The organism is Alteraquisediminimonas sediminicola, from assembly GCF_019740335.1.
In the GTDB taxonomy this organism is placed as follows: Bacteria; Pseudomonadota; Alphaproteobacteria; order Sphingomonadales; family Sphingomonadaceae; genus Alteraquisediminimonas; species Alteraquisediminimonas sediminicola.
The window spans coordinates 1,157,725-1,183,944 of the sequence record NZ_JAHXZS010000001.1; the positions used below are offsets into that span (position 1 = coordinate 1,157,725).

Sequence of the window (26,220 nt, forward strand, 5' to 3'; positions counted from 1 at the left end):
AATGACGAAGCGGGAGGCATATAATATAGGGACAGCCCCGCCCCTAAAACGCCACCCTCTGCCGCCAGCGCCAAAATGTCAGCCCCCCGGCCAATGCCGCCGCGACCCACAGGCTGTTCATGCCCCAGAGTGGATGCACCAACGCCCCGATGATCGCGCCACCGGACAGGCCGGACCACAATAACAGATACGGCACCCACTCCCAACGCGGCCCGCCCATCAGCGCCGCCCCCAGCCTTTGCCCGAGCTTCACCAATGCGCCGGTCATATAAGTAAGGCCGATCGACACCTCGCCATCGCGTTCAAAGGCGGTGTTCTCCACCCCCATCGCAAACGCCATGCCATAGAGCGCCGACAATCTCAGCCCCAAGGCCTGCGCAATCGCCGCAAGGCACAAGATCAAAGTCAACAACGCCAAGGACACGAGCTTGCCATATGTCGGGGTTGCGCGTCGCCGCGCCATCGTCCCCATCGTAACGCCGCCGACAAAGGTCGCGATCAGTGTCCCTGCCCGCAGCGCATCCGCCGCATGGGTCGCGACCCCGACCGCGAGCCGCGTCGAATTACCGCTCATGAAGGAAACGAAAAAACCGCCGAGTTCGAGAAAACCAAGCGCATCAATATAGCCTGCCAAGGCGGCCAACAGCACCGCCAGCGTCCAGCTCTGGCGATCAAGCCGATGCATTACTCTGGCTATTTTGACATTGCCCGATCAACGTACCCTTGATCCCCGCGCGACGGCTCCAGCGGAAATGAGGCCACGCCTTAGCCCAACGCCCGGCCACAATCCGTTCGCCGGGCCGCGCCGCATCATCCAGCATGATCGTGCCGCCCGGTGCGACCTGATCGAACAGGCAGGATGCCGATCCGCGCACCAACGGGTGCAACGTCCAAGGCGGGCCATCGATCACCAGCAGGTCGATATTTTGCGGCACATCGGACAAATCATACCAGATGCCCGGCCATGGGGCCACCGCCGGGATCAGCGGGGCATGATGCAATTCGGAATGAATGTCGTGGCTCAGCAACCAGCGTCTGGTGGATTCGACAAATTCGAGATGCTGATCAAAACTGACCAACTGCCCGCCGCCATGAAGTTGCAACGCACGCCCCAGCACCAGCGAGGATGCGCCACAGCCCAGTTCCATCACCATTTGCGGGCGATGTGCCTCGATATGATCGACAAGATAATGGAGGAAGCCGACATCGGCCTTCCAGCTCCCCAAATTGGGCAAGGCATCCATCGGCAGATCAAGCCGCCGCAACAGCGCCTCTTTATCCCGCAAACGGCCACCCCAAAGGCTTTTCAACAGCCACGGCCATTGGACCGCCCCCACGGCCAACAGCCACAACCAATCCCGCCAGTCGCGCCGCCACTCGGCATTACCTGTCAGGGGTAAAAAGGCAGTGGCTTCACGGCTGGTCAAATGGATTAATCCTCAAATGGGTCGCGTACGAGGATCGTATCTTCACGTTCCGGCGAGGTCGAGACCAAAGCGACCGGGCATTGGATCAGCTCTTCCACCCGACGGATATATTTGATCGCCTGTGCGGGTAGATCGGCCCAGCTTCTGGCGCCAGCGGTCGATTCCGACCAGCCCGGCATTTCCTCGTAAATAGGCTCGACCCGCGCCTGATCGGACGCATGCGGCGGGAGATAGTCATAGATCTTGCCGTCGAGCTTATAGCCCGTGCAGATCTTCAACGTGTCAAAGCCATCGAGTACATCGAGCTTGGTCAGCGCAATGCCCGTGATGCCGCTGACCGCTGCCGACTGGCGCACCAGCACGGCATCAAACCAGCCGCACCGACGCTTGCGCCCGGTGACGGTGCCGAATTCATGGCCGCGCTCACCCAGACGTTGCCCGGTCTCATCTTCCAATTCCGTCGGGAACGGGCCGGAACCCACGCGGGTCGTATAGGCCTTGACGATCCCCAGCACGAACCCGACCGCCGATGGGCCAAGGCCCGAACCACCCGATGCAGTGCCAGCGATGGTGTTGGACGAGGTCACAAACGGATAGGTGCCGTGATCGATATCGAGCAGCACGCCCTGCGCGCCTTCAAACAGGATACGCTTGCCCTGCTTGCGCGCCTCATTCAGGCCCACCCATACCGGCTTGGCATAAGGCAGCAGGAATTCGGCGATTGCGCGCAATTCCGCGACAATCGCGGCGCGATCGATCGGCGGATGACCGAAACCGGCGCGCAGCGCATCATGATGCGCGCAAATGCGATCAAGCTGCGGCTCCAGATCATCAAGATGGGCAAGGTCGCACACGCGGATCGAGCGACGGCCCACCTTGTCTTCATAAGCCGGGCCGATGCCGCGACGGGTCGTGCCGATCTTGCCCGCGCCCGATGCATCTTCGCGCAACCCATCAAGATCGCGGTGGAACGGCAGAATCAACGGCGCGGTTTCGGCGACATGGAGATTATCCGGGCTGATGTTCACGCCCTGCCCCGCCAGCTTCGCCACTTCATCGCGGAAATGCCAAGGATCAAGCACGATGCCATTGCCGATCACCGACAAAGTGCCGCGCACGATGCCGCTTGGCAGCAGCGACAATTTATAGGTCGTGCCATCGACCACCAACGTATGCCCGGCATTATGCCCGCCCTGAAAGCGCACCACCACATCTGCGCGGCTGGCCAGCCAGTCGACAATCTTGCCCTTGCCTTCATCGCCCCATTGGGCACCGATAACCGTTACGTTCGCCACGAATGTCAGTCTTTCTTGATCGGGACGGCCTTGCCGTCGGTCAAAATATGCGTGCAGATCTGGGCTTGCGCCGTATCTTCTTCGGTCAGCGCCGCGACCGTCACCCAGCCATCGGCCCGATATTGGGCCGCGACAGCCGCCGTCGTGCCAACCGGCAGGAACAAGCGGCGACGATCACCACGCGCAAGGCCTGCATCAATCAGCGGATCAATAAAAGCGGAAAAACCGACCGCTGGTTCCGCGCCGTTGAAATAGGTCCCGCCGCGCCCGATTTCACCGGTTGCGAGCGGCGAATAAAGCGAGAAGCCAAGCCAGCTTTGATATTCAAAGCCATGGCGTTCAGTCGGATCAAGCGTGATCGTGATGTCGGACGGCAGCAAGGCGACAATCGCCTCAATCCGCGCCAGCCGATCCGCCAGCAAGCCCTGCACATCAAACGCCCGTAATTTGCCAATCGCCGCAGCGACCGGGCCTGCCGCCTCGATCAACGGGGCATAGGCATTCGGCACGGCAGCCACATCCTTTGCATCCAGCCGCGCTTTCAACAGCGCAACATCATCGACCGGCAGTGGGCCAATGGCCAACAGATCGATCACATCCGGCATGTTGAGATCAAGCGTCAGGCCCGTGACCCCCGCCTGCCGCAGGCCATCGATGGCCGCATTGATGATTTCAGCTACCGCCGCGACCGAATCGGCCCCGATCAATTCGGCCCCGACCTGCATCATTTCGCGTTCGGGACGCAATTGCCCAGCCTTCAACTTCACCACCGGCCCGCCATAAGACAGGCGCACCGGGCGCGGATGATGGCCCATGCGATTGGTTGCAATCCGCCCGATCTGGCCGGTCATATCCGAACGGACCGCCATGGTTTCACCCGATGCCGGATCGACAAAACGCAGCAAATCCCGGCCACTGACGTGCAGACCCGCCGTCAACGTCGCCTCGAATTCGGCCAAGGGCGGTTGCACCCGTTCATAGCCATAGCCGGCCACAGCATCGAGGATGATACGCACGAGACGCGCCGAGGCATCGGCCTCGGGCGGCAGGCGGTCACGAAAGCCGGTTGGCAACAGGGCATTGGTCATAGCGGGGGCCTTTTAGCAGCTTCATGCCAAAGGGGAACCTCTGGCATGAAGTCGCCGACACGCATCAGAATTTAAGGGCCTTGACCGTCTTCACGCCGGGCAGCTTGCTGGCTGCGCCAAGAACGGTTTCAGGAATGGCGGCATCCATCGACAGCAGCAGAATGGCTTCGCCACCCGCCGAACGACGACCCAGATGGAAGGTGCCGATGTTCAGCCCTGCCTCACCGAGCAACGACCCCACCCGGCCAATAAAGCCCGGCGCATCTTCGTTGACGATATAGAGCATGTCGCCATCAAGATCGGCTTCGACCTTGATCCCGAACATTTCGACAAGGCGCGGCTGGCCATTGCCGAACAATGTCCCGGCCACCGACTTTTCGCCATCGGCGGTATGGACCGAGACGCGGACCAACGTATGATAATCGCCTTCGCGGTCATGGCGGACTTCACGGACATCAAGGCCGCGTTCCTTCGCCATATAGGGCGCGTTGACCATGTTCACCGTGTCGGAATAACGACGCATCAGGCCCGCCAGCACGGCGGCCGTGATCGGCTTGATGTTGAGCTGGGCCGCCGCACCTTCGACTTCGACGTCGATCTTGGTCAGGCTGTCATGCGCAAGCTGGCCGACCAATGACCCAAGCTTTTCCGCCAGCGCCATATAAGGACGCAGCTTCGGCGCTTCTTCCGCCGACAGAGACGGCATGTTGAGCGCGTTGGTCACGCCGCCATTGACGAGATAATCGGCCATCTGTTCGGCCACCTGCAACGCGACATTGACCTGTGCTTCATTGGTCGATGCGCCCAGATGCGGCGTGCAGATGAAGTTCGGCGTGCCAAACAACGGCGATGCCTTGGCAGGCTCTTCGACGAACACGTCGAGTGCCGCGCCACCGACATGGCCCGAATCAAGCGCGTCCTTCAACGCTGCTTCATCCACCAGACCACCGCGCGCGCAATTGATGATGCGCACGCCCTTTTTGCACTTGGCGATATTGTCGCGGCTCAGGATATTGCGCGTCTGATCCGTCAGCGGCGTATGCAGCGTGATGAAATCCGCCTTGCCGAGCAACGTATCGAGATCCGCCTTTTCCACGCCCATTTCAATCGCGCGTTCCGGAGTCAGGAACGGATCGAATGCGACGACCTTCATCTTGAGGCCGAGCGCGCGGCTGGCGACGATCGAACCGATGTTGCCCGCGCCGATCAGACCCAGGGTCTTGCCGGTCACTTCGACACCCATGAAGCGGTTCTTTTCCCATTTGCCCGCCTGTGTCGACAAATCGGCTTCCGGGATCTGACGCGCCAGCGCGAACATCAGCGCAATCGCATGTTCGGCGGTCGTGATCGAATTGCCGAACGGGGTGTTCATCACCACCACGCCCTGCGCCGATGCGGCAGGAATATCGACATTGTCGACACCGATACCGGCGCGACCAATGACCTTCAAATTCGTCGCAGCGTCGAGAATTTCCTTCGTCACCCGGGTCGAAGAACGAATCGCGAGACCATCATATTGACCGATAATCGCGATCAGTTCTTCCGGGGTCTTGCCGGTGATGACATCGACATCGCAACCGCGCTCCGCGAAAATCTTGGCGGCATTCGGGTCCATCTTGTCGGAAATAAGGACTTTAGGCTTGGTCATGTTGCTTAACTCCTCTGGGGAGAGTTCCCGTTTGAATGGGGAAAACTGATCTGAAGACAGATAATCTGCGCCCCCGCCTCACACACATGGAGGGAGGGCGCAGGCAATTATTTGGCGTGCAATGTCGCCCAGGCCCAATCGAACCACGGGCCGAGCGCCTCGACATCCGCCGTGTTCACGGTCGCGCCGCACCAGATCCGCAGGCCCGGCGGGGCATCGCGATAACCGGCAATGTCATAGGCCGCATCTTCGGCTTCCAACAGACCGGCGAATTTCTTGATCAGTGCTTCATCCGCGCCCTCGACCGTCAAACAGACCGAGGTGGTGGAGCGTATCGCCGGATCAGCCGCGAGATGGCCAAGCCAGCTGCGTTCTTCGACAATCTTACCAAGCGCCGCCGCATTCGCATTGGAACGCGCCTTCAGGCCTTCCAGCCCGCCGACCGACTTCGCCCATTCGAGCGCGAAGATCACGTCTTCGACTGCCAGCATGGACGGGGTGTTGATCGTTTCGCCCTTGAACACGCCTTCGGTCAGCTTGCCCTTGGACACAAGGCGGAACACCTTGGGCAAAGGCCATGCCGGCGTGAAGGTTTCGAGCCGTTCGACCGCGCGCGGGCCGAGGACCAGCACGCCATGCGCGCCCTCGCCGCCCAGCACCTTCTGCCAGGAGAAGGTCACGACATCGAGCTTGTCCCAAGGCATGTCATAGGCGAACACCGCCGAGGTCGCGTCGCAGATCGTCAGGCCTTCACGGTCATCGGCAATCCAGTCGCCATTGGGCACGCGCGCGCCAGAGGTCGTGCCGTTCCAAGTGAAGACGACGTCATCCTTAAAGTTGACGGCGGAAAGATCGGGGATTTCACCATAAGGCGCGTTCAACACCGTGGCGTTGAGCTTCAATTGCTTGTTGACGTCCGTCACCCAGCCTTCGCCAAAGCTTTCCCACGCCATCATCGTCACACCGCGGGCGCTCAACATCGTCCACAGCGCCATTTCGACAGCACCGGTATCCGACCCCGGCACAATGCCGATGCGGTGGGTGTCCGGCACGCCGAGCACTTCGCGGGTAAGGTCGATCGCAAGTTGAAGACGCGCTTTACCGATCTTGGCACGGTGAGACCGGCCCAGCGATTCGGTAGCGAGTTTGGAGGCGTCCCAGCCCGGCGGTTTCGCACAAGGGCCAGAAGAGAAAAACGGACGAGCCGGCTTAGAGGCAGGTGTATTCACAGTCATGTAATGCTTCTCCTTACAGAGAGCTGCGCGGCGTTGGGACCGCGTGGCCCGGGGCTGCTCATAAGGGAAGGTGGCGGAATGTCAATTTATGATTAGTCTCTTTTGTTAGCCCCTCAAGCGCCGGGCGCGGGCATCCGCCCGCTTGGCTACGCGCCAATAAGGCGCGGCGACCGTTCGGCCTTGCGGCTGCTCACACAGCCGTTGGTGGGGGATTGCGAGGTCAGCCCTTGGAAGTTGCCACCAACGGCGCGCAGCGCCGCAAGCGCGAACGCGCGCCCGAGCTTATTGCGAGGAAGCCAAGCGGGCGGATGCCCGCGCCCGGCGTTTGAGGGACTAAAACAAACAGAGGTATTATAATACCTCTTCTAAAACGCACGGTTTTGCTTGACTTTAACACCCCTAAACGTCATTGGAGCCCATCGCCGCCGTTCGGATTTGTCCGGGCGGCTTGATTTTTTAGTCGCATCCCCATGAATTTTGCGGGATTGCGGTCAACCATGAGGGTCAAGAGCCATGAAGGCGCTGATGAAGACCACCAAGTCGGTCAAGCCGGCTGAGGTCGAAAAGAAATGGCATCTTATTGATGCAGAAGGACTGGTCGTTGGCCGCGTTGCCTCGATCATTGCCAACATCCTGCGCGGCAAGCACAAGCCGACGTTCACCCCGCACGTCGATTGCGGTGACAATGTCATCGTCATCAATGCGGATAAGGTGCGCTTCACCGGCAACAAGCTGCAGAAGAAGGTCTATTATCGCCACACCGGCTATGCTGGTGGGATCAAGGGCGTAACGGCTGGCAAGGTGCTGGAAGGTCGTTTCCCGGAACGCGTCCTTGAAAAGGCTGTTGAACGCATGGTGCCGCGCGGCCCGCTCGGTCGTGAGCAGATGCGCAACCTGCGCCTTTATTCGGGTGCCGAGCATCCGCATGAAGCACAGAACCCCGCAATTCTCGATATCGCGGCGATGAACCGCAAGAACAAGGTGGGTGCATAATGTCCGATACCCGTCAGTCCCTCGCCGATCTGGCTGCGCTGACCGGCGCTGCTCCTGTTGCACCGGCTGCTGTTGTCGCCGATGTTGCTGGTGAAGCACCTGTTGCTGTTGCACCTGCTGCCCCGACCATGCCGCTGCGCGAACGCGAAGTCGACGCGCAGGGCCGTTCCTACGCCACTGGCCGTCGTAAGGACGCCGTTGCCCGCGTCTGGATCAAGCCGGGCACCGGCCGCGTGATCGTCAACGGTCGCGATTCGGTGACCTATTTCGCGCGTCCGACCCTGCGTCTCGTCATCAACCAGCCGTTCGCCGTCACCGACCGCGAAGGCCAGTATGATGTGATCTGCACCGTCAAGGGCGGCGGTCTTTCCGGTCAGGCCGGTGCCGTCAAGCATGGCATCAGCCAGGCGCTCACCAAGTACGAACCAGTGCTGCGCGCACCGGTCAAGGCTGCTGGGTTCCTGACCCGCGATAGCCGTACGGTTGAACGTAAGAAATACGGTAAGGCTAAGGCCCGTCGTAGCTTCCAGTTCTCGAAGCGTTAATTCACGCTTCGGCACTGCCGAACAAAAAAGGGGTCAGCGTTTCGCTGGCCCCTTTTTTTGCGCCCGCATCTGGTCCATCAACATTTATAGAAGGATTTGGTAACATGACTGAACGCACTATATCGGATGCCCACATGAGGGACGTTGTCCAAACCCTCTACGATGCCACCGCCATTGGCGACACCGACAAGGTTCGCAGTCTGTTGACTGATGACTTCCAGCTTAAAGGCGCGCCAAGCCTGCCCTATGGCGGCATTTATACTGGGCAAAACTGCCTTGCCGAGGTGTTTGCCAATGTCATGGCCTTTTGGGATGCGCCGACATTGCAGGTCGATGGGATCACGGTCGGGGACGGCTATGCCTTTGGCATTGTCCGGCTGGGCGTCACCTCACGCCGCACGGGCAAACACTTCGACCTCGAAATCGCCGAACGGTTCCGTTTTCGGGGCGACAAAATCGACCAGATCATGCCCTATTACTTTGACAGCCATGCCGTCTGGGCCGATGCGCAGACTGAATAGGGGCGGAGCGCTCAAAAGCCCCTGCCGCATCATCAAGCATTGACAAAATCATGCTTAGTCTAGACCCTAGAATAAACATAGGGGAAGCAAATCATATGGGCGGCTTTTCAATCTGGCATTTTCTGATCCTGCTGATCATGTTCTCGCCGTTGCTCCTGCTGATTTTCTATCGCCAGAAACGGGTCGTCGTGCGGCATGCGCAATCGGGCCTGACGAAAAACGGTTTTTACGGGTTCAGCCCGACCTATCTGTGCTTTGGCTGGTTCGTGCCGTTATTTCGCGGCGAAATCGGGATTGCGGCGCTGCATCTGCTGTTCAGCATTGTGACCTTTGGCCTGTGGCAGATCATCGCCGCCTTCATCTACAACCGCCAATATACCGCGCGCTTGCTGACCAATGGCTGGGTGCTGGCCGATACGCCTGAAAATGAGGCGGCGGCACGGTTCGCCCTGAATATTAACTGATTAATCGAAGCGATAGGCCGAGATCGCGACTTCCAGCACGCGCTCATGATAGATGCGCGTGCCTGCTGCATCGCTCGCCCCGGCGGCGACCATCAACGGCAGGAGATGTTCCTCGCGCGGGTGGGCGAATTGTCCGCCGGGGGCTTGCGACCATTGATTAAGCGCCGCCTCGCGATCATTGCAGGGCGCGGTTGCGACCGAAGTCAGCCATTGGTCGAACAACGCGGCTTGGGCCGTGGCCGCCGGATTGCCATAGGCCCGCATGTTGTGAAAGCTCATCCCCGATCCGAGGATAAGCACGCCTTCATCGCGCAGGGCTGATAGCGCCCGACCCGCAGCTTGATGCATCGCCGGATCAAGGCTGCGATCGAGCGACATTTCGACGACCGGAATATCCGCATCGGGCGCGGCCACCATCAACGGGATGAACGCGCCATGGTCCAGACCGTGATCGGGATCGACCGTCGCCTTGAAACCCGCCGCCTGCAACAATCCTGCCGCCCGCGCCGCCAGATCAGGCGCACCCGGCGCCGGGTAGCGCAGCTCATAAGTGTGCGGCGGGAATCCGTAATAATCGAAGATCAACCCCGGCGCAGCATGGCCGGTGAATGCAAAGCCATCCGTTTCCCAATGGGCGGAGACCAGCAAAATCGCCTTGGGCCGCGCGGGCAAACTCGCCAGCAATTGGCGCAGAAAATCGCCCATGCCGGTCCAGCGCCCGGCAGGATCGTCCATGAAAAAGCATGGCCCCCCGCCATGAGGAATGAACAGGCTGGGCTGCGGCTTCTGGTTCTTTTCAGTCATCATCATGTCCATATGGGGTGGCAGCGCCAGATGTGAAGAATTAACCCCGCCGCTTTATTTCCCCGACACCGGCGTCAATGCAGCGACCGCCGCCGCCGCATCCACAGGATCGATCCCCGGTGGCGGCGCGGCGGCGATAATCTCCCGCCCCGCCATGACGCGGGCAGCGCGATGGATCGCCCGACGCAACCGGGGATAGGTGCCGCAACGACAGATATTGGTCATCGCCGCATCGATATCGGCATCCGCCGGTTGGGGATTGGCTTGCAACAGCGCCGCCGCCGCCATGATCATCCCCGATTGGCAATAACCGCATTGCGGCAGGTTTTCCGCGACCCATGCCTGTTGCACCGGGTGGCTGCGATCTGCGGACAGGCCTTCGATCGTCGTCACCAACGCACCTTCAACCGTCCCGATATTGACCTGACAGGAGCGCACCGCCTGACCATCCACATGCACGGTGCATGCCCCACACTGGCCTGCCCCGCACCCATATTTGGTGCCGGTCAGGTTCGATGCATCGCGCAACGCCCATAATAAGGGTGTTTCCGCATCAAGCCGATAATGGACGGGCTGGCCGTTGACAGTGAAACGCGTCATAGCAATGCGTTATAGCCTGGGATGCCAACAAGGAAAGCCACGCCCGCATGAATTCGCCCAAAACCGATCAGGCCGAAGCCAGCCTGCACAGCCTGCCGGTGCTGATGCGCCTATTGGGCCGCCGGGTGATATTGGCGGGCCATGGCGCAGGCGCGGATGCCAAGCGCCGCCTGTTGACCCGCGCGGGCGCGAACATTGTCGGGCCGGATGATCAGGCGGCGCTGGCGATTGTCGCGATTGAGGAGGAGGACGAGGCGCTGGCGGTGATTGCCGCCCTCAAGGCGCGCGGCGTATTGGTCAATGCCACCGACCGGCCAGATCATTGCGACTTCACCCTGCCCGCGATCATCGACCGCCACCCCGTATTGATCGCCATCGGCACCGGCGGCGCGTCCGCTGGTCTTGCCAAGGCGCTGCGCCAACGGCTGGAGGCGATGCTGCCCGCCAATCTGGGGAAACTGGCGGACGGGCTTTATGCCGCGCGTGGTGCGATCCGCAGGCGCTGGCCGGACGCGGCGACGCGACGGCGCGCGATTGATGCCGCGCTCGACCCCGGAGGCCCGCTCGACCCGTTTCACGCCCATCAGGACGATGCCGTGGCCGCATGGCTCGACATGCCGGAGACAACGCCGAGGACAGGCCTAGTCAGCCTCCAGATCGACAATGCAGACCCGGACATGCTGCGGCTATGGCAGGCGCGGCTATTGGGGCAGGCCGACCGCGTTTTCCATCATCCCGATGTGCCGAAAGCGATTCTCGAACGCGCACGCGCCGATGCCGAGCGGATCGCCGCCACCACCCCACCGACATCATCGGGCGCGGATCTCGACCTGTGGCTGACTTATCAGCCGGTCGACAGCAGCCAATAATCGCTGCCCTGCAAGCCGACCGCCGATAATATCCCGGTCCGATAGGCCCCGGTATCAAGACCGATGCGATTGGGGCGCCATTGCACCTCTGGCCGGATCGTGTGGCCATGGACAATCATCGCGCCATGATCGACGGACGAATCCAGAAATTCATCGCGAATCCAGATCAGGTCCGATTCGACCTGCGCTTCAAGCGCCACCCCCGGCTTCACCCCGGCATGGACAAAGCAATAATCGCCACGATGGAGCATCAGCGGCAGGCCCGCCAGAAATGCCTGATGGGCGGGCGGCACGGCGCGGCGCGCGGCGGCGACAATCTCGCCCAATTCGCCCGACATCAACACTGACGACGATACGCCATAGCTTTCAAGGCATTGCTGCCCGCCGAAACTGAGCCAAGACAGCAGCCATGTCGTCTCGCCATCCAGCACCGAAAGCAGGGTCGCCTCGTGGTTCCCCTTCATCGTGGTCAGCGTGATCGCCGGAAGGTTCCAATTGCAGGCAAGTTCAACCACCCCTGCCGAATCGGGGCCGCGATCGATCAAATCACCCAAAAGAATGATCTCGCAGCTTTCGGACCCGCCGCGTTGTTCATGATCGACAGTGATTCGCCGGAGCAGATCATGCAGCAGATCAAGACGACCATGGACATCGCCAATCGCATAGATTCGCGACGCATCAGGGACTTTGGGCTTTTCGGGGGTATTTTCCGCACCGAAAAGCGTCTTCAACATGGTTTTCACCGCTGACACCGCTTGACTAACTCCCCTCTGCCGAATAGGTGGACCGCTCTTATTCAACAACCGTTTTCAGACAAGGCAGCGTTAGCCCCATGAAGATCCGTAACTCGCTCAAATCGCTCAAGGGGCGTCATCGCGATAACCGTGTTATCCGTCGTCGTGGCCGCACCTATGTCATCAACAAGACCAATCGTCGCTTCAAGGCTCGTCAGGGCTAATTGCTTGGCGGCCTGATGGTCGCCAACTTTCGAAGCATGATTGCTTGAAAACCCCGTGCCAGCCCGTCTGGCGCGGGGTTTTCGCGTGTGGCGCTGATCGGGTATAGCATTGCGCATATCTCCCGCCGTCTATTGCCCGCCGCCGCCGGAACCGACAGCAGCGGGCATCAGAATCAGCCTTCCAACTCATTCCCCGTCAGTTGCACGGCATGGACCACATTGGTGGACCCCGGCGTCCCGAACGGCACGCCTGCCATGATGACGATATGATCGCCCGCACCGGCCACGCCATGGCGCAGCGCCGTACGCTTGGCCTTTTCGACCATTTCCTCAAAGCTATCGACATCGCGGGTGTTGACCGCATGCGCGCCCCATAACAGCCCAAGCTGCCGCGCCGTCGTCACCTTGGGCGTGATGATCAGCACCGGTACCGAAGGCCGTTCACGCGACACGCGCCGCGCGGTGGAGCCCGACGCGGTGAAGCAGACAATCGCCGAGGCCGAAATGACGCTGGCGATATGCGCCGCCGCCTCCGACATCGCATCGGCGGTGGTCGGATCGGGACGGGTTTCGGTAAAATGCAGCCGCGAAACATAGCCCGGATCGGATTCGACCGCCGTCGCGATGCGGTCCATCATTGCCACGGCTTCGACCGGCCAATCGCCCGCTGCCGATTCCGCCGACAACATCACCGCATCCGCGCCATCGTAAATCGCGGTCGCAACGTCGGACACTTCGGCCCGTGTCGGGGTCGGCGCCTTGATCATCGATTCGAGCATCTGGGTCGCGACCACCACGGGCCGACCCATGCGGCGCGAGGTTTCGACGATCCGCTTTTGCGCCTGCGGCACGGATTCCGGCGGCAGTTCCACGCCCAGATCGCCGCGCGCAACCATCACGCCATCGACGATCTCGATAATTTCTTCCAGCCGCTCCATTGCCTGCGGCTTTTCGATCTTGGCCAAGAGCGCTGCCTTGTCGCCAATCAATTGCCGCGCCTCGGCCACATCCTCTGGCCGCTGCACAAAGCTGAGCGCGACCCAATCAATCCCCAGTCCAAGGGCAAAGGTCAGATCGCTGCGATCCTTGGCCGTCAACGCCGGGACCGGCACGACGACATCGGGGACGTTCAGCCCCTTGTTGTTGGACAATTGCCCGCCGACTTCGACGACCGTATCGATCCGGTCTTGCGTCACCGCCGTCACGCGCAACACCAGCTTGCCATCATCCAGCAACAGCCGCGCATCGGGGCGCAGGGCCGCGAAAATTTCGGGATGCGGCAGGGTCATGCGCGTCACATCACCCGGCGTCGGATCGCGATCGAGGACAAAGGCCGCGCCCTTGACCAGCATGATCGGCCCATCGGCCAGCGTGCCGACGCGGAGCTTCGGCCCCTGCAAATCGACGAGAATCGTCGCCAATCGCCCGGTCTCGCGCTCAATATCGCGAATCAGGGCAATGACCTTGGCATGGTCTTCCTGCTTGCCGTGGCTCATGTTGATGCGGAATGCGTCGGCCCCGGCATCCATCAACCGGGAAATCATCTCACGGCTGTTGCTGCTTGGGCCAAGCGTCGCAAGAACCCGGACCTTACGCCTGCGGGTTTGGGTCGGCTGCTTCACAAAAACTCCTTTGCGGATATGACAGGCGGGGGGAGGAGAGTGCCGAAAATCCGGCGCAATGCCTGCGTTGAAATTCATAACAGCAAGACGGCGGCTTGACGAGTGCACCCGCCAGTTTGGACATGAAAAATCAATAACCGGCAGAATGGCCGCGAAAAAGCATTGAGCATCCGCCCTCGCTGGCATAAACGCCACCTTCCGCTCGATCATCGAGCACCATCATTCAATGCCATGGAGTCACAGATGAGCGACATCATCGCCGCCGATCAGCTACGCCTGTTTATCGAACGGATCGAACGTCTCGAAGAAGAAAAGCGCGGCATTTCGGACGACATCAAGGACGTCTATAACGAAGCCAAGTCCAATGGTTTTGATGCCAAAGCGATGCGCGCCATTGTCCGCCTGCGGAAGATGGAAAAGAACGCCCGCGACGAGGCCGAAGCCATTCTCGAAACCTATAAGGCCGCACTCGGCATGGCCTGATCTTCGGATCAACCAAAAATACAGTCCTAAAGAGCAGGGATGGCAGATTGATTTAGAGGGGTGTTGATTAGACCTTTGTGGTATAGTTGATGCATGAATCTACCCTTTGCCAATGCTATCCCTGCCGCGACACTGATCTTGATGCGTGATCAGGACGCTGCACCACCCGCCATCATGATGATCGAACGGGCCGCGACCATGGCCTTTGCGGCGGGCGCGCGCGTGTTTCCCGGTGGCCGGGTTGATGAGGATGACAAGATCATCGCCGCAAGCCTTGGCGATGATATGCCCTATGATACGCCGCACCGGATTGCCGCCATTCGCGAAACAATCGAAGAAGTCGGCCTCGCGGTCGCGCTTGATCCCCTGCCCGATCATGACATTGTGAACGCGATGCGGGCCGATCTGGCCAATGGCCGAGCCTTTTCCGAATTGCTTGTGGAACATGGACTGACCCCGGATCTTGATGCATTATTGCTGTTTGCCCGCTGGTGCCCGCCACCCTCGGTCGCACCGCGCGCGTTCGACACGCATTTCTATGCCGCCAAGGCCAATCATCTGCCGATGAACGCGACGGTCGATGGCTCGGAAACCGTGCATCTCGTCTGGACCTCCGCCGAACAAGCGTTGCAGGATGCGGAAGAGGGCATCGCGCGGATCGTCTTTCCGACCCTGTGCAACCTCGAAAAAATCGGTCAGGCGGGCAATTTTGACGAATTGGTCGCGCATGTGGAGACTTATCCGGTGGAATTGATCCAACCGCTTGTCGGTGAAATCGATGGCGAACAGGTACTCCGCATCCCGGAGGATCGCGGCTATCCCCGGACATGGCGCGCTCTCAACAGCATCGCGCGTTTTTAACGCTATCCTCCAGCGCCATAATGGCTTGGCGAAGCGACTTCCCTTGGATTAGAGACCATCCTGCTTCATTCAGTTTGAATCTGGATAGTCTCTAATCTCTTTTGTTTGCCGTGATTTCCGAGTCGTGAAATGTTCCATTTCACTCGAAATCACTCTAAGGCCACATCTATGTCTGCACAGCCTTCTTCCCCCATGGGCGCACCGCTCGTTCTCTTCAACAGCTTCACCCGCGAAGCCGCGCCTTTCACGCCGATCGATCCGGCGATGGTGCGGATGTATAGCTGCGGGCCGACGGTCTATTCCTTTGCCCATCTCGGCAATCTGCGCGCCTATGTCTTTACCGATACGCTGCGCCGGGTGATGGAATATAAGGGCTATAACGTCACCCATGTGATCAACATCACCGATGTCGGCCATCTCACCTCTGATGCCGATAGCGGCGACGACAAGATGGAAGCGGCGGCGAAAAAGACCGGCAAATCGATCTGGGACATTGCCGCTTTTTACACCGATGCGTTCAAGCAGGACATTCACCGGCTGAATATCAAAGACCCATCGCGCTGGTCGGTCGCGACCGAACATGTCGATGACATGATCCATTACGCCGAAAAAATCGCGCCCGAACATTGCTACACGCTCGATTCCGGCCTGTATTTCGATGTCTCGACCCTGCCGGAATATGGCAAGCTCGCGGGTGCGGCGACTCATGATGCGACCCCGGTCGAAAGCCGGATCGACCCCGTCGATGGCAAGCGCCACCCGCAAGATTTCGCGATCTGGCGGGCATCGCCCAAGGATGAACAGCGCCAGATGGAATGGGACAGCCCCTGGGGCAAGGGCGCGCCGGGCTGGCATCTCGAATGCTCGGTAATGAGCATGAAATATCTGGGCGAACAGTTCGACATTCATACCGGCGGCATCGACCATCGCGAAATCCATCATTGCAATGAAATCGCGCAGAATCAGGCCTTCACCGGATCGACCAAGACCGGCGCGAATTATTGGATGCACAATAATTTCCTCGTCGATCGCGATGGCAAGATGTCGAAATCCAAGGGCGGTTTCTCCACCCTGCAATCGGTGATCGACCGGGGCATTCACCCGCTCGCCTATCGCCTGTTCTGTATTTCGGCGCATTATCGTTCGGAACTCGAATTTTCGGGCGACAATGTCGCCGCCGCGCTGACCCGGTTGAAACGACTGGTGATGGGCGTATCCGCCCTGCGCGATCGGGCCGAAGGGACGATCTGGCAGACTTACGATCGCACGGCGCTGGAAGCTGGCCTGCCTGCCGCCGCCATTGATGCCCTCACCCGCTTCGATGCGGCGATTGCCGATGATCTGATGCTGCCCCGTGCCCTGCCGCTGGTGGAGGAAGTGCTGAGCATGAAGAAGATCAGCGTCGATGATCGGCTAAGGGCCATCGCCTCGATGGATCTGGTGCTCGGTCTCAACCTGATGACGATCAACCGCGCAGGCCTCCGTGTTCGCCCGGCGGATGCACAAATCACCGAAGACGAGATCAACGCGATCCTTGACCAGCGCAAACAGGCGCGGGCCGATAAGGATTATGCGGAATCCGACCGGCTGCGCGATGCGCTCGCCGCCAAGGGTGTGGAGGTCATGGACGGCGATCCGCTCGGCTGGGACTGGGCGCTCCATCTGGGGTGAGGAAAACCAACGGCGGCATCGCCGCCGCAAGCGCGAACGCGCGCCCGAGCTTATTGCGAGGAAGCCAAGCGGGCGGATGCCCGCGCCCGGCGCCTGAGGGACAAAACAAAAACGCGGGACTAAAACAAAACACCGCCTCGTTCACTGTGATCGAAAACCATCATCATCGCCGTTACCGCTATTTCTTGCCCTTGGCGGCGGCTTCACGTAAAGCCGCGCCATTATGACTAAAAACTGGACCACAGAAAGCTGGAAGGCGTTTGAAGCGCGCCAGCTCCCGACCTACCCCGATCAGGCCGCGCTGTCGGCGGCGGAAGCGACTCTGTCGAACTATCCGCCGCTCGTTTTTGCTGGTGAAGCCCGTGATTTGAAGACCGAGCTGGCACAAGTCTCGGCGGGCAAGGCGTTCCTGTTGCAAGGCGGCGATTGCGCCGAAAGCTTCGCCGATTTCCATCCCAACACGATCCGCGACACCTTCCGCGTGCTGTTGCAGATGGCGGTGGTGCTGACCTATGCGTCGAAATTGCCGGTGGTGAAGGTCGGGCGCATGGCCGGCCAGTTCGCCAAGCCGCGTTCCGCCGATATGGAAACCAAGGGCGATGTGTCGCTCCCGTCCTATCGCGGCGACATCATCAACGACATCGCCTTCACCTCGGCCTCGCGCACGCCGGACCCGGAACGGATGATCCGCGCCTATAGCCAGTCGGCGGCGACGCTGAACCTGCTGCGCGCCTTTGCGCAGGGCGGCTATGCGAACCTGCATCAGGTCCATCGCTGGACGCTCGATTTCATGGGCCGCAGCCCATGGGCCGAGAAATTCCAATCGGTCGCGGATCGCATCGGCGATGCGCTCGACTTCATGGCGGCATGCGGGATCAACGAGAACACCGTGCCGCAGTTGAAGGGCACGCAATTCTTCACCAGCCATGAAGCGCTGCTGCTCCCTTATGAGCAGGCGCTGACCCGGCAGGATTCGCTGACCGGCGATTGGTATGACACCAGCGCCCATATGCTGTGGATCGGCGACCGCACCCGCTTTGAAGGGTCGGCCCATGTCGAATTCCTGCGCGGCATCGGCAACCCAATTGGCCTGAAATGCGGCCCGAGCCTTGATCCGGATGCTCTGTTGCGGATGCTCGACATACTCGACCCGAATCGCGAACCGGGCCGGATCACGCTGATCACGCGCTATGGTTCGGACAAGATCGAACAGCATCTGCCGACCCTTGTCCGCGCCATCAAGCGCGAAGGTCGTCCGGTCGTCTGGTCTTGCGATCCGATGCACGGCAATGTCATCTCGGCGGCCAATGGCCTGAAAACCCGTCCGTTCGACCGCATCCTGTCGGAAGTGCGCAGCTTCTTCGCCGTCCATCGGGCGGAAGGGACGCATGGCGGCGGCATTCACGCCGAAATGACCGGGCTGAACGTCACCGAATGCACCGGCGGCGCAATCGACATCACCGAAGAGGGGCTGAGCGCGCGCTATGAAACGCAGTGCGATCCGCGCCTCAATGCCGGGCAGAGCATCGAACTCGCCTTCCTGTTGGCGGACATGCTCAATCAGGAAATGAAGGAGCGAGAACAGGTCGCGGCCTGATCTCCACCTGTAGATCGTCGAGCCGGCCCCTCGCCGGGGGGGGCTGGCTCGACCATCAGCGTTGCAAATTTTGCAGCGCAGCAATTTTGACATTCCCCAAACGGCCTGTGATCGCTATGAGCCGGGGCGTCGGTAATATTGCTACGCAATGTCGTCGGCCACAGATTCACAAGTAAAAGGTTTTTCCCGTGAGAATTGATATGATCCCGGTCGGCCCGAATCCGCCCGAAGAACTCAACGTCATCATCGAAGTGCCCACGGGCGGCGAACCCGTGAAATATGAAATGGACAAGGCATCGGGCGCATTGTTCGTCGATCGCATTCTCCACACACCGATGCGCTATCCGGCCAATTATGGCTTCATCCCGCATACGTTGTGCGAAGATGGCGACCCGCTCGATGCATTGGTGATCGCGCGTTCGCCGATCATTCCGGGCGCGGTCATCCGCGTGCGTCCGGTGGGCGTGATGATCATGGAAGATGATGGCGGGATGGATGAAAAGCTCATCACCGTGCCGGTCAACAAGACCTTCCCTTATTATGACGAAATCAACGAACATGGCGATTTGCCGCCGATCGTGACGCAGCAGATCGAGCATTTCTTCCAGCATTACAAGGATCTCGAACCCGGCAAATGGGTGAAGATCAAGGGCTGGGGCGATGCGACCGAAGCCAAGCGCATCGTGCTGGAAAGCATCGAACGGGCTAAACAGGCTAAATAATTCAGCCTGTTTAGCGTTGTTTGTTGTTCCCGCAAGCGCCGGGCGGCGACATCCGTCGCCTTGGCTTTCCTCACAATAAGCTCGGGCGCGCGTTCGCGCTTGCGGCGCTAAAGCGCCGTTGGTGGCAATTGTCGGGTGCAGACCTCGTCATCCCCCACCAACGGCACGCAGTGCCGCAAGGCCGAACGGCCGCCGCGCCTTATTGGCGCGAAAGCCTAAGCGGGCGGACGCCCGCGCCGGCGCTTGAGGCCTAAACAAAATTTTGCCAACATCACCAAAGCCGTTTAAGGACGCCTGATGGAAAAACGCGCTGACACATTCAATCGGGTTGCCGAACTGATCGAACCTTTCAACAAGAAAGGGGTTTCGCTGTCCGATGCCACAACCTTTGCCACCGATCTCGAATGGGACAGCCTGACCGTGATGGACTTCGTCGCCTCGATCGAGGACGAATTCGACATCATCATCACGATGAACATGCAGGCTGAAATCGAAAATGTCGGCCAGCTGGTCGATACTGTGATCTCTGTTCAGGACAATTGATCCGCGTATGACCGACCTGTTTTCCAAGTTCGACCCCCTGATCCAGCAGCGCGAAGATTTGCTCTCGACCGGCATCAAGGACCCGTTCTCCTTGGTCATGGAAAAGGTGATTTCCCCGACCGTCGCCTTGTGCAACGGCAAGGAAACCATCCTGCTCGGCACCTATAATTATATGGGCATGACCTTCGATCCGGACGTGCTGGCTGCTGGCAAAAAGGCGCTGGACGAATTTGGCGCAGGGACCACCGGCAGCCGCGTATTGAACGGCACCTATAGCCCGCATCGCGACTGTGAAGAGGCGTTGAAGGAATTCTATGGCATGGATCATGCCATGGTGTTCTCAACCGGCTATCAAGCCAATCTCGGCATTATTTCAACCATGGCAAGCAAAGAGGATTACATCATCCTCGACATCGATAGCCATGCGTCGATCTATGATGGCTGCGCCTTGGGCAATGCCCAGATCGTGCCATTCCGCCATAACGACATCGATGCGCTGGAAAAGCGTCTGAAGCGCCTGCCACCGGAAGCGGGCAAGCTCGTCGTCTTGGAAGGCGTCTATTCGATGCTGGGCGATATTGCCCCGTTGAAGGAAATGATCACCATCGCCAAGGCGCATGGCGCGATGGTGCTGGTCGATGAGGCGCATTCCATGGGCTTTATCGGGCCCAAGGGTCGCGGCGTGGCCGAAGATCAGGGCGTGCTCGATCAGGTCGATTTCGTGATCGGGACATTCAGCAAATCTGTCGGTACGGTCGGGGGCTTCTGCGTTTCCAACCATCCGAAGTTCGAAGTGCTACGTCTGGTGTGCCGCCCTTATGTGTTCACCGCATCGCTGCCGCCCTCGGTGGTCGCGACCGCCGCCACCTCGATCCGCAAGCTGATGCACGCGGGCGACAAGCGTGCACATCTGTGGGAAAACAGCCGCAAGCTGCATAAGGGCCTGAAGGACCTCGGCTTCCAGCTCGGCACCGAAACGCCGCAATCGGCGATCATTTCGGTCATCATGCCCGATCTGGAACGCGGCGCGGCGATGTGGGAGGCGCTGCTTGATCGTGGCGTGTACGTCAACCTCGCCCGTCCGCCTGCGACGCCTGCGGGCATGACGTTGCTGCGTTGCTCGCTGTGCGCGGAACATAGCAGCGAACAGGTCGATGACATTATCGGTCGGTTCAAGGCGGCGGGTGCTGCTGCCGGGGTGCTGGGCTAAACCCTCCACCCCTTCGCAGTTGGTGGCGCCCCTTTAATTGGTGACCCCGGCGTGACTCGAACACGCAACATCCTGCTTAGAAGGCAGGTGCTCTATCCAGTTGAGCTACGGGGTCTGCCCATTTCCATCCGACACGGCTGCGCCGCCCGGAACGGTGTCGCCACCTTGGGGCCGTCACTGCACAAAATCATCGGCGCTGGCAATGGCTGTTTGCTAAGATGCGAAATCACGATAGGTTCCGCGCCATGATGCACCCAGATCCATCCGTGCCCGCTGACCTGCCCCAACATGTCACCGGCAATCAGATCGCCCAAAAACAAATGCGTTATTATGACTTTGTCATGGCGGCGTTTGTGGCAATTCTGTTGCTCGCCAACATCATCGGCGCCGCAAAACGATCCGAGGTCGATCTGCCGATCATCGGTAATTGGGCCTTTGGCGCGGGTGTGATGTTCTTTCCTTTAAGCTATATCATCGGCGATGTGCTGACCGAGGTTTATGGCTATGCCCGGGCGCGGCGCGTGATCTGGGCCGGGTTTGCGGCACTGATCTTCATGGCGTTCATGTCATGGGTCGTCGTGTCCCTGCCGCCCGCCCATGACTGGCCCGATCAGCCCGCTTATGAAGCCGTGTTCGGCAATAGCTGGCGGATCGTGCTGGCGTCGATGAGCGCCTTCTGGGTCGGCGAATTCGCCAACAGCTTTGTGCTGGCCAAGATGAAGCTCCTCACCAAGGGGCGCTTTTTATGGATGCGCACGATTGGCTCGACCGTCATCGGCCAGGGGCTGGACAGCCTGATCTTCTACCCCCTTGCCTTTTACGGTCTGGCGGGTTGGCCGCTCGATAAATTATGGCAGGTCGTCATTTCGCAATTCATCTTTAAAACCGCATGGGAGGCGTTGCTGACGCCCGTGACCTATGCCGTCGTCAATCACCTGAAACGGGCAGAATTGGTCGATGTCTATGATGAGGGCACCGCGTTTTCGCCTTTTGGATCAAAGGCAGGATAAGGATATCGATGAGTTGGCGTGCGGAGGATTTTCGCGACCATTTTTTGAACCATGTCGGCACCAGTGAACAAGCCTTTCAATATGCGGCGCTGCTGCGGCAATTGGATCGCCAATGGCTGGGACTGGACGAAAAAATCGGCGAATTGGGCTTCGTTCAGATCATGATGTGGGCACGCAAATTACGTGCCGGCCTGTTCGCCAATACACCATTGGCCACGCAATTTCGGGCTGCGCTCAATTGCTATCTCAAATTTCTGATCGACGATGCGAATCCCGAGGCCGCACGACCGATTGCCGCCCCACCCAACCCCAAAGAACAGGCCGACCGGGGCCTGATCCGGCAGGAACATCAGTTGCAAGCCGCCGTCCGCCGCGATCTCGATCTGCTGGAGCCAGGGCTGGTCGCGATTGACGGCGGACAGGAACGGGTTGTCCCGACCGGCCGGATCGATATTCTCGCGCGCGATGCACAGGGCGCGCAATTGGTGATCGAATTAAAGGCCGGTCCTTGTCCCGCCGATGCGCTGGAACAGGCGCTCGGCTATACGACGGACATCGCCCAGTCATCCGACATGCCGTGCCGCACGATCATTATCGCGGGCAGCTTTGGCGAACGGACCCGCGCCGCCGCCCGCCGCGTCCCCCATCTCAAGCTGGTCGAATATCGCCTCCGCCTGCAATTCAACGCGCTGGATTGACGCTGCCCTGATAATCAATGCTTATGGCGGCGGCGATGGTCCTGATAGGAATGCAGCACTTCGCGCATGCGATGCAGCGCCTCGCGCCGATCTGCGGCTTTCTGGATAGCGCGCAATTCCTGCTTCAGGCCGGTCGAAAATTCGGCATAATCATTCTGCCAATCGCGCGCGACCTCCGGATGCAGATCGACACGACCGGTGGAGAGGCGTTTGGCCGCCTCACCCTTGGGCAATGCAAAACGTTCGCCGATCTGCGGGGGGACCACCGACTGCGCCACCCCATCCGCTTGCATCAACCGCCGCAGCGTCTCAATGCTGCCCGCCTCGCCATGGGTGAGGAACAGGCTGCCTGCAATCGGTTCGCGCGCCTTGACCCATGCGCGCAGATCGTCTTGATCGGCATGGGCGGAATAGCTGTCGATCCGTCGTATTTGCGCCCGCACCGCAACGTCCCGTCCGGAAATCCGCACGCGTTCCGCCCCGTCGAGCAAGGTCCGGCCCAATGTCCCCGCCGCCTGAAAACCGACGAACAAGATGGTCGAATGGCGATTGCCCAGATTGTGCAGCAAATGATGGCGGATGCGCCCGGCCTCGCACATGCCGGACGCCGCCATGATGATCGCGCCCGTCACATTGTTAAGCGCCATGGATTCATTGACGCTGGCAACGAAATGAAAGGCCGGGATGCGGAATAAATCCCCGCCCTCGACATCTTCCAACTCATCGGCATGGGACGCAAAGACATCGGTCGCCCGGCTGGCCAAGGGTGAATCGATAAACACGCGGGGATTGGGCAGGCTTTTCGTTTCGATCAACCGCGCAATATCGAGCAACAATTCCTGCGTCCGTTCCAGCGCAAACACCGGGATGACAAGATTGCCGCCGCGCGTCAGCGCTGCCTGAATTTCAGCGAACAATAATTGGCGACGTTCGTCGATGGTGATGTCATCGCGGATACGATCGCCATAGGTGCTTTCGCACACAACATGGTCAAAGCCGGTCGGCGCATCGGGATCGGGATGAAATGCCTTGTGTTCCGGCCCGATATCGCCGGAAAATAGCAGATGCACCCCATTGGCATCGACCTCGACCGAGGTGGAGCCAAGGATATGCCCCGCATTCCACAACCGGGCGCGAATGCCGGGGGCGGCCTCGAACCAATGCTCCATATCCACCGGATGCGACTGTTCATAAGCCGAGATCGCATCGGCCTCAGTGTAAATCGGTTCGAACGGCGGTTCATCGGCACGGTCGGCGCGGCGATTGCGGCGCGCGGCCTCAAACTCCTGAATGCGCCCGGCATCAGGCAGCATGTGATACAAGAGATCGCGGGTCGATGCCGTACACCAGATCCGGCCCCGAAATCCCTCGGCCACCAATTTGGGCAACAGCCCGCTATGATCGATATGGGCATGGGTCAGGATCACGGCGGCGATCTCGGACACCTTGAAATCAAATGGTTCGCGGTTCAGGGTTTCCAGCGTGCGCGAGCCTTGAAACAGGCCGCAATCGATCAAAATCCGCTGATCGCCGACGCGTAATTCCATGCAGGAGCCGGTGACCGTGCCTGCGGCCCCGTGGAAGGTGATTTCAGGTGTCGGCAACATTACATCCCCTCCATATCGTGGAATAACCGATCGATATCTTCCTTATGGCACAGATCGGTCCCCGGCGACATCACCGCCGCCGTCCCCGCCGCCATGCCATAACGAAACGCCGTCCGCGCATCACGGCCATGGGCAAAGGCGCAGGTCATCGCCGCAAGGAAACTATCCCCCGCCCCGACCGCGCTTTTCACCTCCAATTTGATCGCAGGCAAATGCCAAAAGCCATCTGCAGTCGCCAGCACCGCACCCAAATGCCCCATGGTGACAGCCAGATGCGCCGCCTTCCCCGCCTGCACCAGATCGCGGGCAGCCTCGCCAATGGCAGCGGGCGTGTCGAAGCTTCGGCCCGTCAGTTGTTCGAATTCGCCCGCACTGGGCTTGGCAAGGAACACGCCGCCCGCATCAAGCCCCGCCTTTAGAGACTCCCCCGAAGAATCGAGCACGAAGCGAATGCCTTTGCGGGCTGCCATCGCCCCGATCCGGGCATAGAAATCAACCGGCACCCCGCGCGGCAATGAACCGCTCGCGACCAGATAGTCGCATTCGATATGGGCAAGTCGATCAAGCGCGCCTGCCCATTCAGCCTCGCTCAGCATCGGCCCTTCCGGTACGAACCGATATTCGCGCCCGGTCGCATGTTCCAGCACGGCCATGCTGATGCGTGTATTGCCCGCGACATCCATCCGCACCCGATCCAGCCCTTGCGCATCCAACAGATGATCGAGCACCGCCCCGGTCGCACCACCCGCCAGATAAAAAGCCCTGACCGGGCAATCGAGCCGCGCCAGCACCCGCGCCACATTGATGCCGCCGCCACCCGGATCATAACGGTCGCCGGATGTCCTGATCTTATGGGTATGAAAAACGCGCTCCGCCTTGCAGGCCCCGTCTATCGTCGGATTCATCGTCAGCGTGGCAATCGTCTTCACAGCATCATTTCCAACTCTTGGCATATTGGCCGGCAACATTCACGCATCTGGCCGGGTCCATATCCATGTCCCCGTCAGGCCAATGGCTACAACAGACACCAAAGGCCATGGCATGTCCATCAGGAGAAATGCCAAGCCAAGGCTGATGCCAAAGGCGATGGTCGCCGCCTTTTTACCCTTGCGACTAATGGCCCCGCGCGTCCGCCAAGTCCGGATTGCCTCGCCAAATTGCGGATGGTCGAGCAGATAGGCCTCAAATTCCGGATTGCTCCGCGCAAAGCAAAAGGCCGCGAGGATAAGAAATGGAACCGTCGGCAACAGCGGCAACACCGCCCCGATTGCCCCCAAGGCCAAAGCGACAAACCCTGCGATCAAATAGACATGTCTCATCTGATCATTTCTTTCGAGTTGCTACGCGTTGGTCAACCATCAAGGGAAACAAACGACCTTTGCCGATGCCGAGGCCGATCGCAGAACATCAGGAAGATTGTCATGTTTCCTTCACGGCAATTCAATTCAATCGTCACAATCCGATGTTATACATAAGGCGATGAACACATATTTTGCCATGAACGCGGCCTCCCCAAAGGCAATGGAAGCGACCCCGAACGCATATGATGTCGGCAGTGACAAATATGGTTTTGCGCGCCCCAGCTGCGCATGCACGCTGATGCTATTTCGCTTTTTCATCTGGGCGACGCGTAAATCCAGCTCGTCCGGACACGACATCTATTTGACGCCATCTTCCTCATAAATATCTATTAAAAAATGATTTTTATAAGCGGGCACAGTTGACGGACGGGGCATTCACGCCTGTGTA

The 26,220-nt window shown here is 59.8% G+C and carries 29 protein-coding genes and 1 tRNA gene; 16 read left to right on the plus strand and 14 right to left on the minus strand.

Annotated elements, in window-relative coordinates; genetic code table 11:
- Positions 1–43: 43 nt before the first annotated feature.
- The 6 genes from K6117_RS05745 to K6117_RS05770 form a co-directional block, all read right to left on the minus strand.
- On the minus strand, positions 44–685 hold the full coding sequence (locus K6117_RS05745; protein WP_221792719.1) for a YoaK family protein: 642 nt from the start codon (positions 683–685) through the stop codon (positions 44–46).
- Entirely contained in the window at positions 672–1,427 is a 756-nt protein-coding gene (locus K6117_RS05750; RefSeq protein ID WP_221792720.1) for a class I SAM-dependent methyltransferase, read from the minus strand. Before K6117_RS05750 ends, K6117_RS05745 begins: the two co-directional genes overlap by 14 nt.
- Before the next feature lie 5 nt (positions 1,428–1,432).
- On the minus strand, positions 1,433–2,722 hold the full coding sequence (locus tag K6117_RS05755; RefSeq protein WP_221792721.1) for an adenylosuccinate synthase: 1,290 nt from the start codon (positions 2,720–2,722) through the stop codon (positions 1,433–1,435).
- A 5-nt stretch (positions 2,723–2,727) separates the two neighbouring features.
- Positions 2,728–3,810 (minus strand): ATP phosphoribosyltransferase regulatory subunit, encoded by a 1,083-nt coding sequence (locus K6117_RS05760; protein WP_221792722.1) that lies wholly within the window; start codon positions 3,808–3,810, stop codon positions 2,728–2,730.
- Positions 3,811–3,874: 64 nt separating this feature from the next.
- On the minus strand, positions 3,875–5,458 hold the full coding sequence (serA, locus tag K6117_RS05765; protein ID WP_221792723.1) for a phosphoglycerate dehydrogenase: 1,584 nt from the start codon (positions 5,456–5,458) through the stop codon (positions 3,875–3,877).
- A gap of 107 nt (positions 5,459–5,565) precedes the next feature.
- Positions 5,566–6,693: a phosphoserine transaminase gene (locus K6117_RS05770; protein ID WP_221792724.1), complete on the minus strand. Its 1,128-nt coding sequence runs from the start codon at positions 6,691–6,693 to the stop codon at positions 5,566–5,568.
- A gap of 513 nt (positions 6,694–7,206) precedes the next feature.
- On the opposite strand from K6117_RS05770, the gene rplM reads away from it, so the two are divergent.
- The 4 genes from rplM to K6117_RS05790 all read left to right on the plus strand — a co-directional run bounded on the left by rplM (position 7,207) and on the right by K6117_RS05790 (position 9,216).
- Complete coding sequence (gene rplM, locus K6117_RS05775; protein WP_221792725.1) at positions 7,207–7,686, plus strand: 50S ribosomal protein L13; 480 nt, start codon at positions 7,207–7,209, stop codon at positions 7,684–7,686.
- Positions 7,686–8,231, plus strand: coding sequence for a 30S ribosomal protein S9 (gene rpsI, locus K6117_RS05780; RefSeq protein WP_221792726.1), 546 nt, complete (start codon positions 7,686–7,688; stop codon positions 8,229–8,231). Before rplM ends, rpsI begins: the two co-directional genes overlap by 1 nt.
- Before the next feature lie 134 nt (positions 8,232–8,365).
- Positions 8,366–8,752, plus strand: coding sequence for a nuclear transport factor 2 family protein (locus tag K6117_RS05785; protein WP_221792727.1), 387 nt, complete (start codon positions 8,366–8,368; stop codon positions 8,750–8,752).
- A gap of 95 nt (positions 8,753–8,847) precedes the next feature.
- On the plus strand, positions 8,848–9,216 hold the full coding sequence (locus K6117_RS05790; protein ID WP_221792728.1) for a Sec-independent protein translocase family protein: 369 nt from the start codon (positions 8,848–8,850) through the stop codon (positions 9,214–9,216).
- Here the strand turns inward: K6117_RS05790 and K6117_RS05795 are convergent, their stop codons facing one another.
- Both K6117_RS05795 and K6117_RS05800 read right to left on the minus strand, forming a co-directional pair.
- Complete coding sequence (locus K6117_RS05795; RefSeq protein ID WP_221792729.1) at positions 9,217–10,020, minus strand: DODA-type extradiol aromatic ring-opening family dioxygenase; 804 nt, start codon at positions 10,018–10,020, stop codon at positions 9,217–9,219.
- Between the two features lie 54 nt (positions 10,021–10,074).
- Positions 10,075–10,620 carry a (2Fe-2S)-binding protein gene (locus K6117_RS05800; RefSeq protein WP_221792730.1) on the minus strand — a complete coding sequence of 182 codons (546 nt, stop codon included), beginning with the start codon at positions 10,618–10,620 and terminating at the stop codon, positions 10,075–10,077.
- An 83-nt stretch (positions 10,621–10,703) separates the two neighbouring features.
- Here K6117_RS05800 and K6117_RS05805 point away from each other — a divergent pair, with 83 nt between their 5' ends.
- Positions 10,704–11,489 carry a precorrin-2 dehydrogenase/sirohydrochlorin ferrochelatase family protein gene (locus tag K6117_RS05805; RefSeq protein WP_221792935.1) on the plus strand — a complete coding sequence of 262 codons (786 nt, stop codon included), beginning with the start codon at positions 10,704–10,706 and terminating at the stop codon, positions 11,487–11,489.
- Here K6117_RS05805 and K6117_RS05810 read toward each other — a convergent pair.
- Positions 11,465–12,223, minus strand: coding sequence for a metallophosphoesterase (locus tag K6117_RS05810; RefSeq protein ID WP_221792731.1), 759 nt, complete (start codon positions 12,221–12,223; stop codon positions 11,465–11,467). The genes K6117_RS05805 and K6117_RS05810 overlap by 25 nt on opposite strands.
- 98 nt (positions 12,224–12,321) lie before the next feature.
- Between K6117_RS05810 and ykgO the strand changes: the two genes are divergently transcribed.
- Positions 12,322–12,447: a type B 50S ribosomal protein L36 gene (gene ykgO, locus K6117_RS05815; protein ID WP_004210176.1), complete on the plus strand. Its 126-nt coding sequence runs from the start codon at positions 12,322–12,324 to the stop codon at positions 12,445–12,447.
- 173 nt (positions 12,448–12,620) lie between these two features.
- Here the strand turns inward: ykgO and pyk are convergent, their stop codons facing one another.
- Complete coding sequence (gene pyk, locus K6117_RS05820) at positions 12,621–14,069, minus strand: pyruvate kinase (RefSeq protein WP_343211744.1); 1,449 nt, start codon at positions 14,067–14,069, stop codon at positions 12,621–12,623.
- A 243-nt stretch (positions 14,070–14,312) separates the two neighbouring features.
- On the opposite strand from pyk, the gene K6117_RS05825 reads away from it, so the two are divergent.
- The 8 genes from K6117_RS05825 to spt all read left to right on the plus strand — a co-directional run bounded on the left by K6117_RS05825 (position 14,313) and on the right by spt (position 21,156).
- A complete protein-coding gene (locus tag K6117_RS05825; RefSeq protein WP_221792733.1) occupies positions 14,313–14,552 on the plus strand; it encodes a DUF2312 domain-containing protein in 240 nt (79 codons plus the stop codon).
- 141 nt (positions 14,553–14,693) lie between these two features.
- The gene (locus tag K6117_RS05830) at positions 14,694–15,413 is read left to right on the plus strand and encodes an NUDIX hydrolase (protein WP_246604824.1); all 720 of its coding nucleotides are present in this window, start codon (positions 14,694–14,696) and stop codon (positions 15,411–15,413) included.
- A gap of 168 nt (positions 15,414–15,581) precedes the next feature.
- Positions 15,582–17,084: a cysteine--tRNA ligase gene (gene cysS, locus K6117_RS05835; protein ID WP_221792735.1), complete on the plus strand. Its 1,503-nt coding sequence runs from the start codon at positions 15,582–15,584 to the stop codon at positions 17,082–17,084.
- Between the two features lie 223 nt (positions 17,085–17,307).
- Entirely contained in the window at positions 17,308–18,681 is a 1,374-nt protein-coding gene (locus K6117_RS05840; protein WP_221792736.1) for a class II 3-deoxy-7-phosphoheptulonate synthase, read from the plus strand.
- Positions 18,682–18,869: 188 nt separating this feature from the next.
- Positions 18,870–19,403, plus strand: a complete 534-nt coding sequence (ppa, locus tag K6117_RS05845; RefSeq protein ID WP_221792737.1) for an inorganic diphosphatase — start codon at positions 18,870–18,872, stop codon at positions 19,401–19,403.
- Positions 19,404–19,426: 23 nt separating this feature from the next.
- Positions 19,427–19,657 carry a hypothetical protein gene (locus tag K6117_RS05850; protein WP_221792738.1) on the plus strand — a complete coding sequence of 77 codons (231 nt, stop codon included), beginning with the start codon at positions 19,427–19,429 and terminating at the stop codon, positions 19,655–19,657.
- A gap of 43 nt (positions 19,658–19,700) precedes the next feature.
- On the plus strand, positions 19,701–19,946 hold the full coding sequence (locus tag K6117_RS05855) for an acyl carrier protein (protein WP_221792739.1): 246 nt from the start codon (positions 19,701–19,703) through the stop codon (positions 19,944–19,946).
- Between the two features lie 7 nt (positions 19,947–19,953).
- Positions 19,954–21,156, plus strand: a complete 1,203-nt coding sequence (gene spt / locus K6117_RS05860; protein WP_221792740.1) for a serine palmitoyltransferase — start codon at positions 19,954–19,956, stop codon at positions 21,154–21,156.
- Between the two features lie 38 nt (positions 21,157–21,194).
- On the opposite strand, the gene K6117_RS05865 is transcribed toward spt, so the two are convergent.
- Positions 21,195–21,271 (minus strand) — tRNA-Arg (locus K6117_RS05865).
- A 205-nt stretch (positions 21,272–21,476) separates the two neighbouring features.
- Here K6117_RS05865 and K6117_RS05870 point away from each other — a divergent pair.
- Positions 21,477–22,166 carry a queuosine precursor transporter gene (locus K6117_RS05870; protein WP_246604901.1) on the plus strand — a complete coding sequence of 230 codons (690 nt, stop codon included), beginning with the start codon at positions 21,477–21,479 and terminating at the stop codon, positions 22,164–22,166.
- Positions 22,167–22,174: 8 nt separating this feature from the next.
- Positions 22,175–22,864, plus strand: a complete 690-nt coding sequence (locus tag K6117_RS05875; protein WP_221792741.1) for an endonuclease NucS domain-containing protein — start codon at positions 22,175–22,177, stop codon at positions 22,862–22,864.
- A 14-nt stretch (positions 22,865–22,878) separates the two neighbouring features.
- Here the strand turns inward: K6117_RS05875 and K6117_RS05880 are convergent, their stop codons facing one another.
- Genes K6117_RS05880 through K6117_RS05890 form a run of 3 tightly spaced genes read right to left on the minus strand, consistent with a single transcriptional unit; the run spans position 22,879 to position 25,790 of the window.
- Entirely contained in the window at positions 22,879–24,471 is a 1,593-nt protein-coding gene (locus K6117_RS05880) for an MBL fold metallo-hydrolase (RefSeq protein ID WP_221792742.1), read from the minus strand.
- On the minus strand, positions 24,471–25,400 hold the full coding sequence (locus tag K6117_RS05885; protein WP_221792743.1) for a 1-phosphofructokinase family hexose kinase: 930 nt from the start codon (positions 25,398–25,400) through the stop codon (positions 24,471–24,473). Before K6117_RS05885 ends, K6117_RS05880 begins: the two co-directional genes overlap by 1 nt.
- A gap of 39 nt (positions 25,401–25,439) precedes the next feature.
- Positions 25,440–25,790 (minus strand): YbaN family protein, encoded by a 351-nt coding sequence (locus K6117_RS05890; protein ID WP_221792744.1) that lies wholly within the window; start codon positions 25,788–25,790, stop codon positions 25,440–25,442.
- Positions 25,791–26,220 lie beyond the last annotated feature (430 nt).

What these genes read in the sequence shown, in the direction of transcription:
- K6117_RS05790 (WP_221792728.1), top strand. Translation starts at nt 8,848, where the DNA reads ATGGGCGGCTTTTCAATCTGGCATTTTCTGATCCTGCTGATCATGTTC.
- K6117_RS05880 (WP_221792742.1), bottom strand. Translation starts at nt 24,471, where the DNA reads ATGTTGCCGACACCTGAAATCACCTTCCACGGGGCCGCAGGCACGGTC.
- K6117_RS05890 (WP_221792744.1), bottom strand. Translation starts at nt 25,790, where the DNA reads ATGAGACATGTCTATTTGATCGCAGGGTTTGTCGCTTTGGCCTTGGGG.
- K6117_RS05875 (WP_221792741.1), top strand. Translation starts at nt 22,175, where the DNA reads ATGAGTTGGCGTGCGGAGGATTTTCGCGACCATTTTTTGAACCATGTC.
- serA (WP_221792723.1), bottom strand. Translation starts at nt 5,458, where the DNA reads ATGACCAAGCCTAAAGTCCTTATTTCCGACAAGATGGACCCGAATGCC.
- K6117_RS05800 (WP_221792730.1), bottom strand. Translation starts at nt 10,620, where the DNA reads ATGACGCGTTTCACTGTCAACGGCCAGCCCGTCCATTATCGGCTTGAT.
- cysS (WP_221792735.1), top strand. Translation starts at nt 15,582, where the DNA reads ATGTCTGCACAGCCTTCTTCCCCCATGGGCGCACCGCTCGTTCTCTTC.
- K6117_RS05770 (WP_221792724.1), bottom strand. Translation starts at nt 6,693, where the DNA reads ATGACTGTGAATACACCTGCCTCTAAGCCGGCTCGTCCGTTTTTCTCT.
- spt (WP_221792740.1), top strand. Translation starts at nt 19,954, where the DNA reads ATGACCGACCTGTTTTCCAAGTTCGACCCCCTGATCCAGCAGCGCGAA.
- K6117_RS05785 (WP_221792727.1), top strand. Translation starts at nt 8,366, where the DNA reads ATGAGGGACGTTGTCCAAACCCTCTACGATGCCACCGCCATTGGCGAC.
- K6117_RS05830 (WP_246604824.1), top strand. Translation starts at nt 14,694, where the DNA reads ATGCGTGATCAGGACGCTGCACCACCCGCCATCATGATGATCGAACGG.
- K6117_RS05855 (WP_221792739.1), top strand. Translation starts at nt 19,701, where the DNA reads ATGGAAAAACGCGCTGACACATTCAATCGGGTTGCCGAACTGATCGAA.
- ykgO (WP_004210176.1), top strand. Translation starts at nt 12,322, where the DNA reads ATGAAGATCCGTAACTCGCTCAAATCGCTCAAGGGGCGTCATCGCGAT.
- rpsI (WP_221792726.1), top strand. Translation starts at nt 7,686, where the DNA reads ATGTCCGATACCCGTCAGTCCCTCGCCGATCTGGCTGCGCTGACCGGC.
- K6117_RS05795 (WP_221792729.1), bottom strand. Translation starts at nt 10,020, where the DNA reads ATGACTGAAAAGAACCAGAAGCCGCAGCCCAGCCTGTTCATTCCTCAT.
- K6117_RS05745 (WP_221792719.1), bottom strand. Translation starts at nt 685, where the DNA reads ATGCATCGGCTTGATCGCCAGAGCTGGACGCTGGCGGTGCTGTTGGCC.
- rplM (WP_221792725.1), top strand. Translation starts at nt 7,207, where the DNA reads ATGAAGGCGCTGATGAAGACCACCAAGTCGGTCAAGCCGGCTGAGGTC.
- K6117_RS05810 (WP_221792731.1), bottom strand. Translation starts at nt 12,223, where the DNA reads ATGTTGAAGACGCTTTTCGGTGCGGAAAATACCCCCGAAAAGCCCAAA.
- K6117_RS05760 (WP_221792722.1), bottom strand. Translation starts at nt 3,810, where the DNA reads ATGACCAATGCCCTGTTGCCAACCGGCTTTCGTGACCGCCTGCCGCCC.
- K6117_RS05870 (WP_246604901.1), top strand. Translation starts at nt 21,477, where the DNA reads ATGCGTTATTATGACTTTGTCATGGCGGCGTTTGTGGCAATTCTGTTG.
- K6117_RS05840 (WP_221792736.1), top strand. Translation starts at nt 17,308, where the DNA reads ATGACTAAAAACTGGACCACAGAAAGCTGGAAGGCGTTTGAAGCGCGC.
- K6117_RS05825 (WP_221792733.1), top strand. Translation starts at nt 14,313, where the DNA reads ATGAGCGACATCATCGCCGCCGATCAGCTACGCCTGTTTATCGAACGG.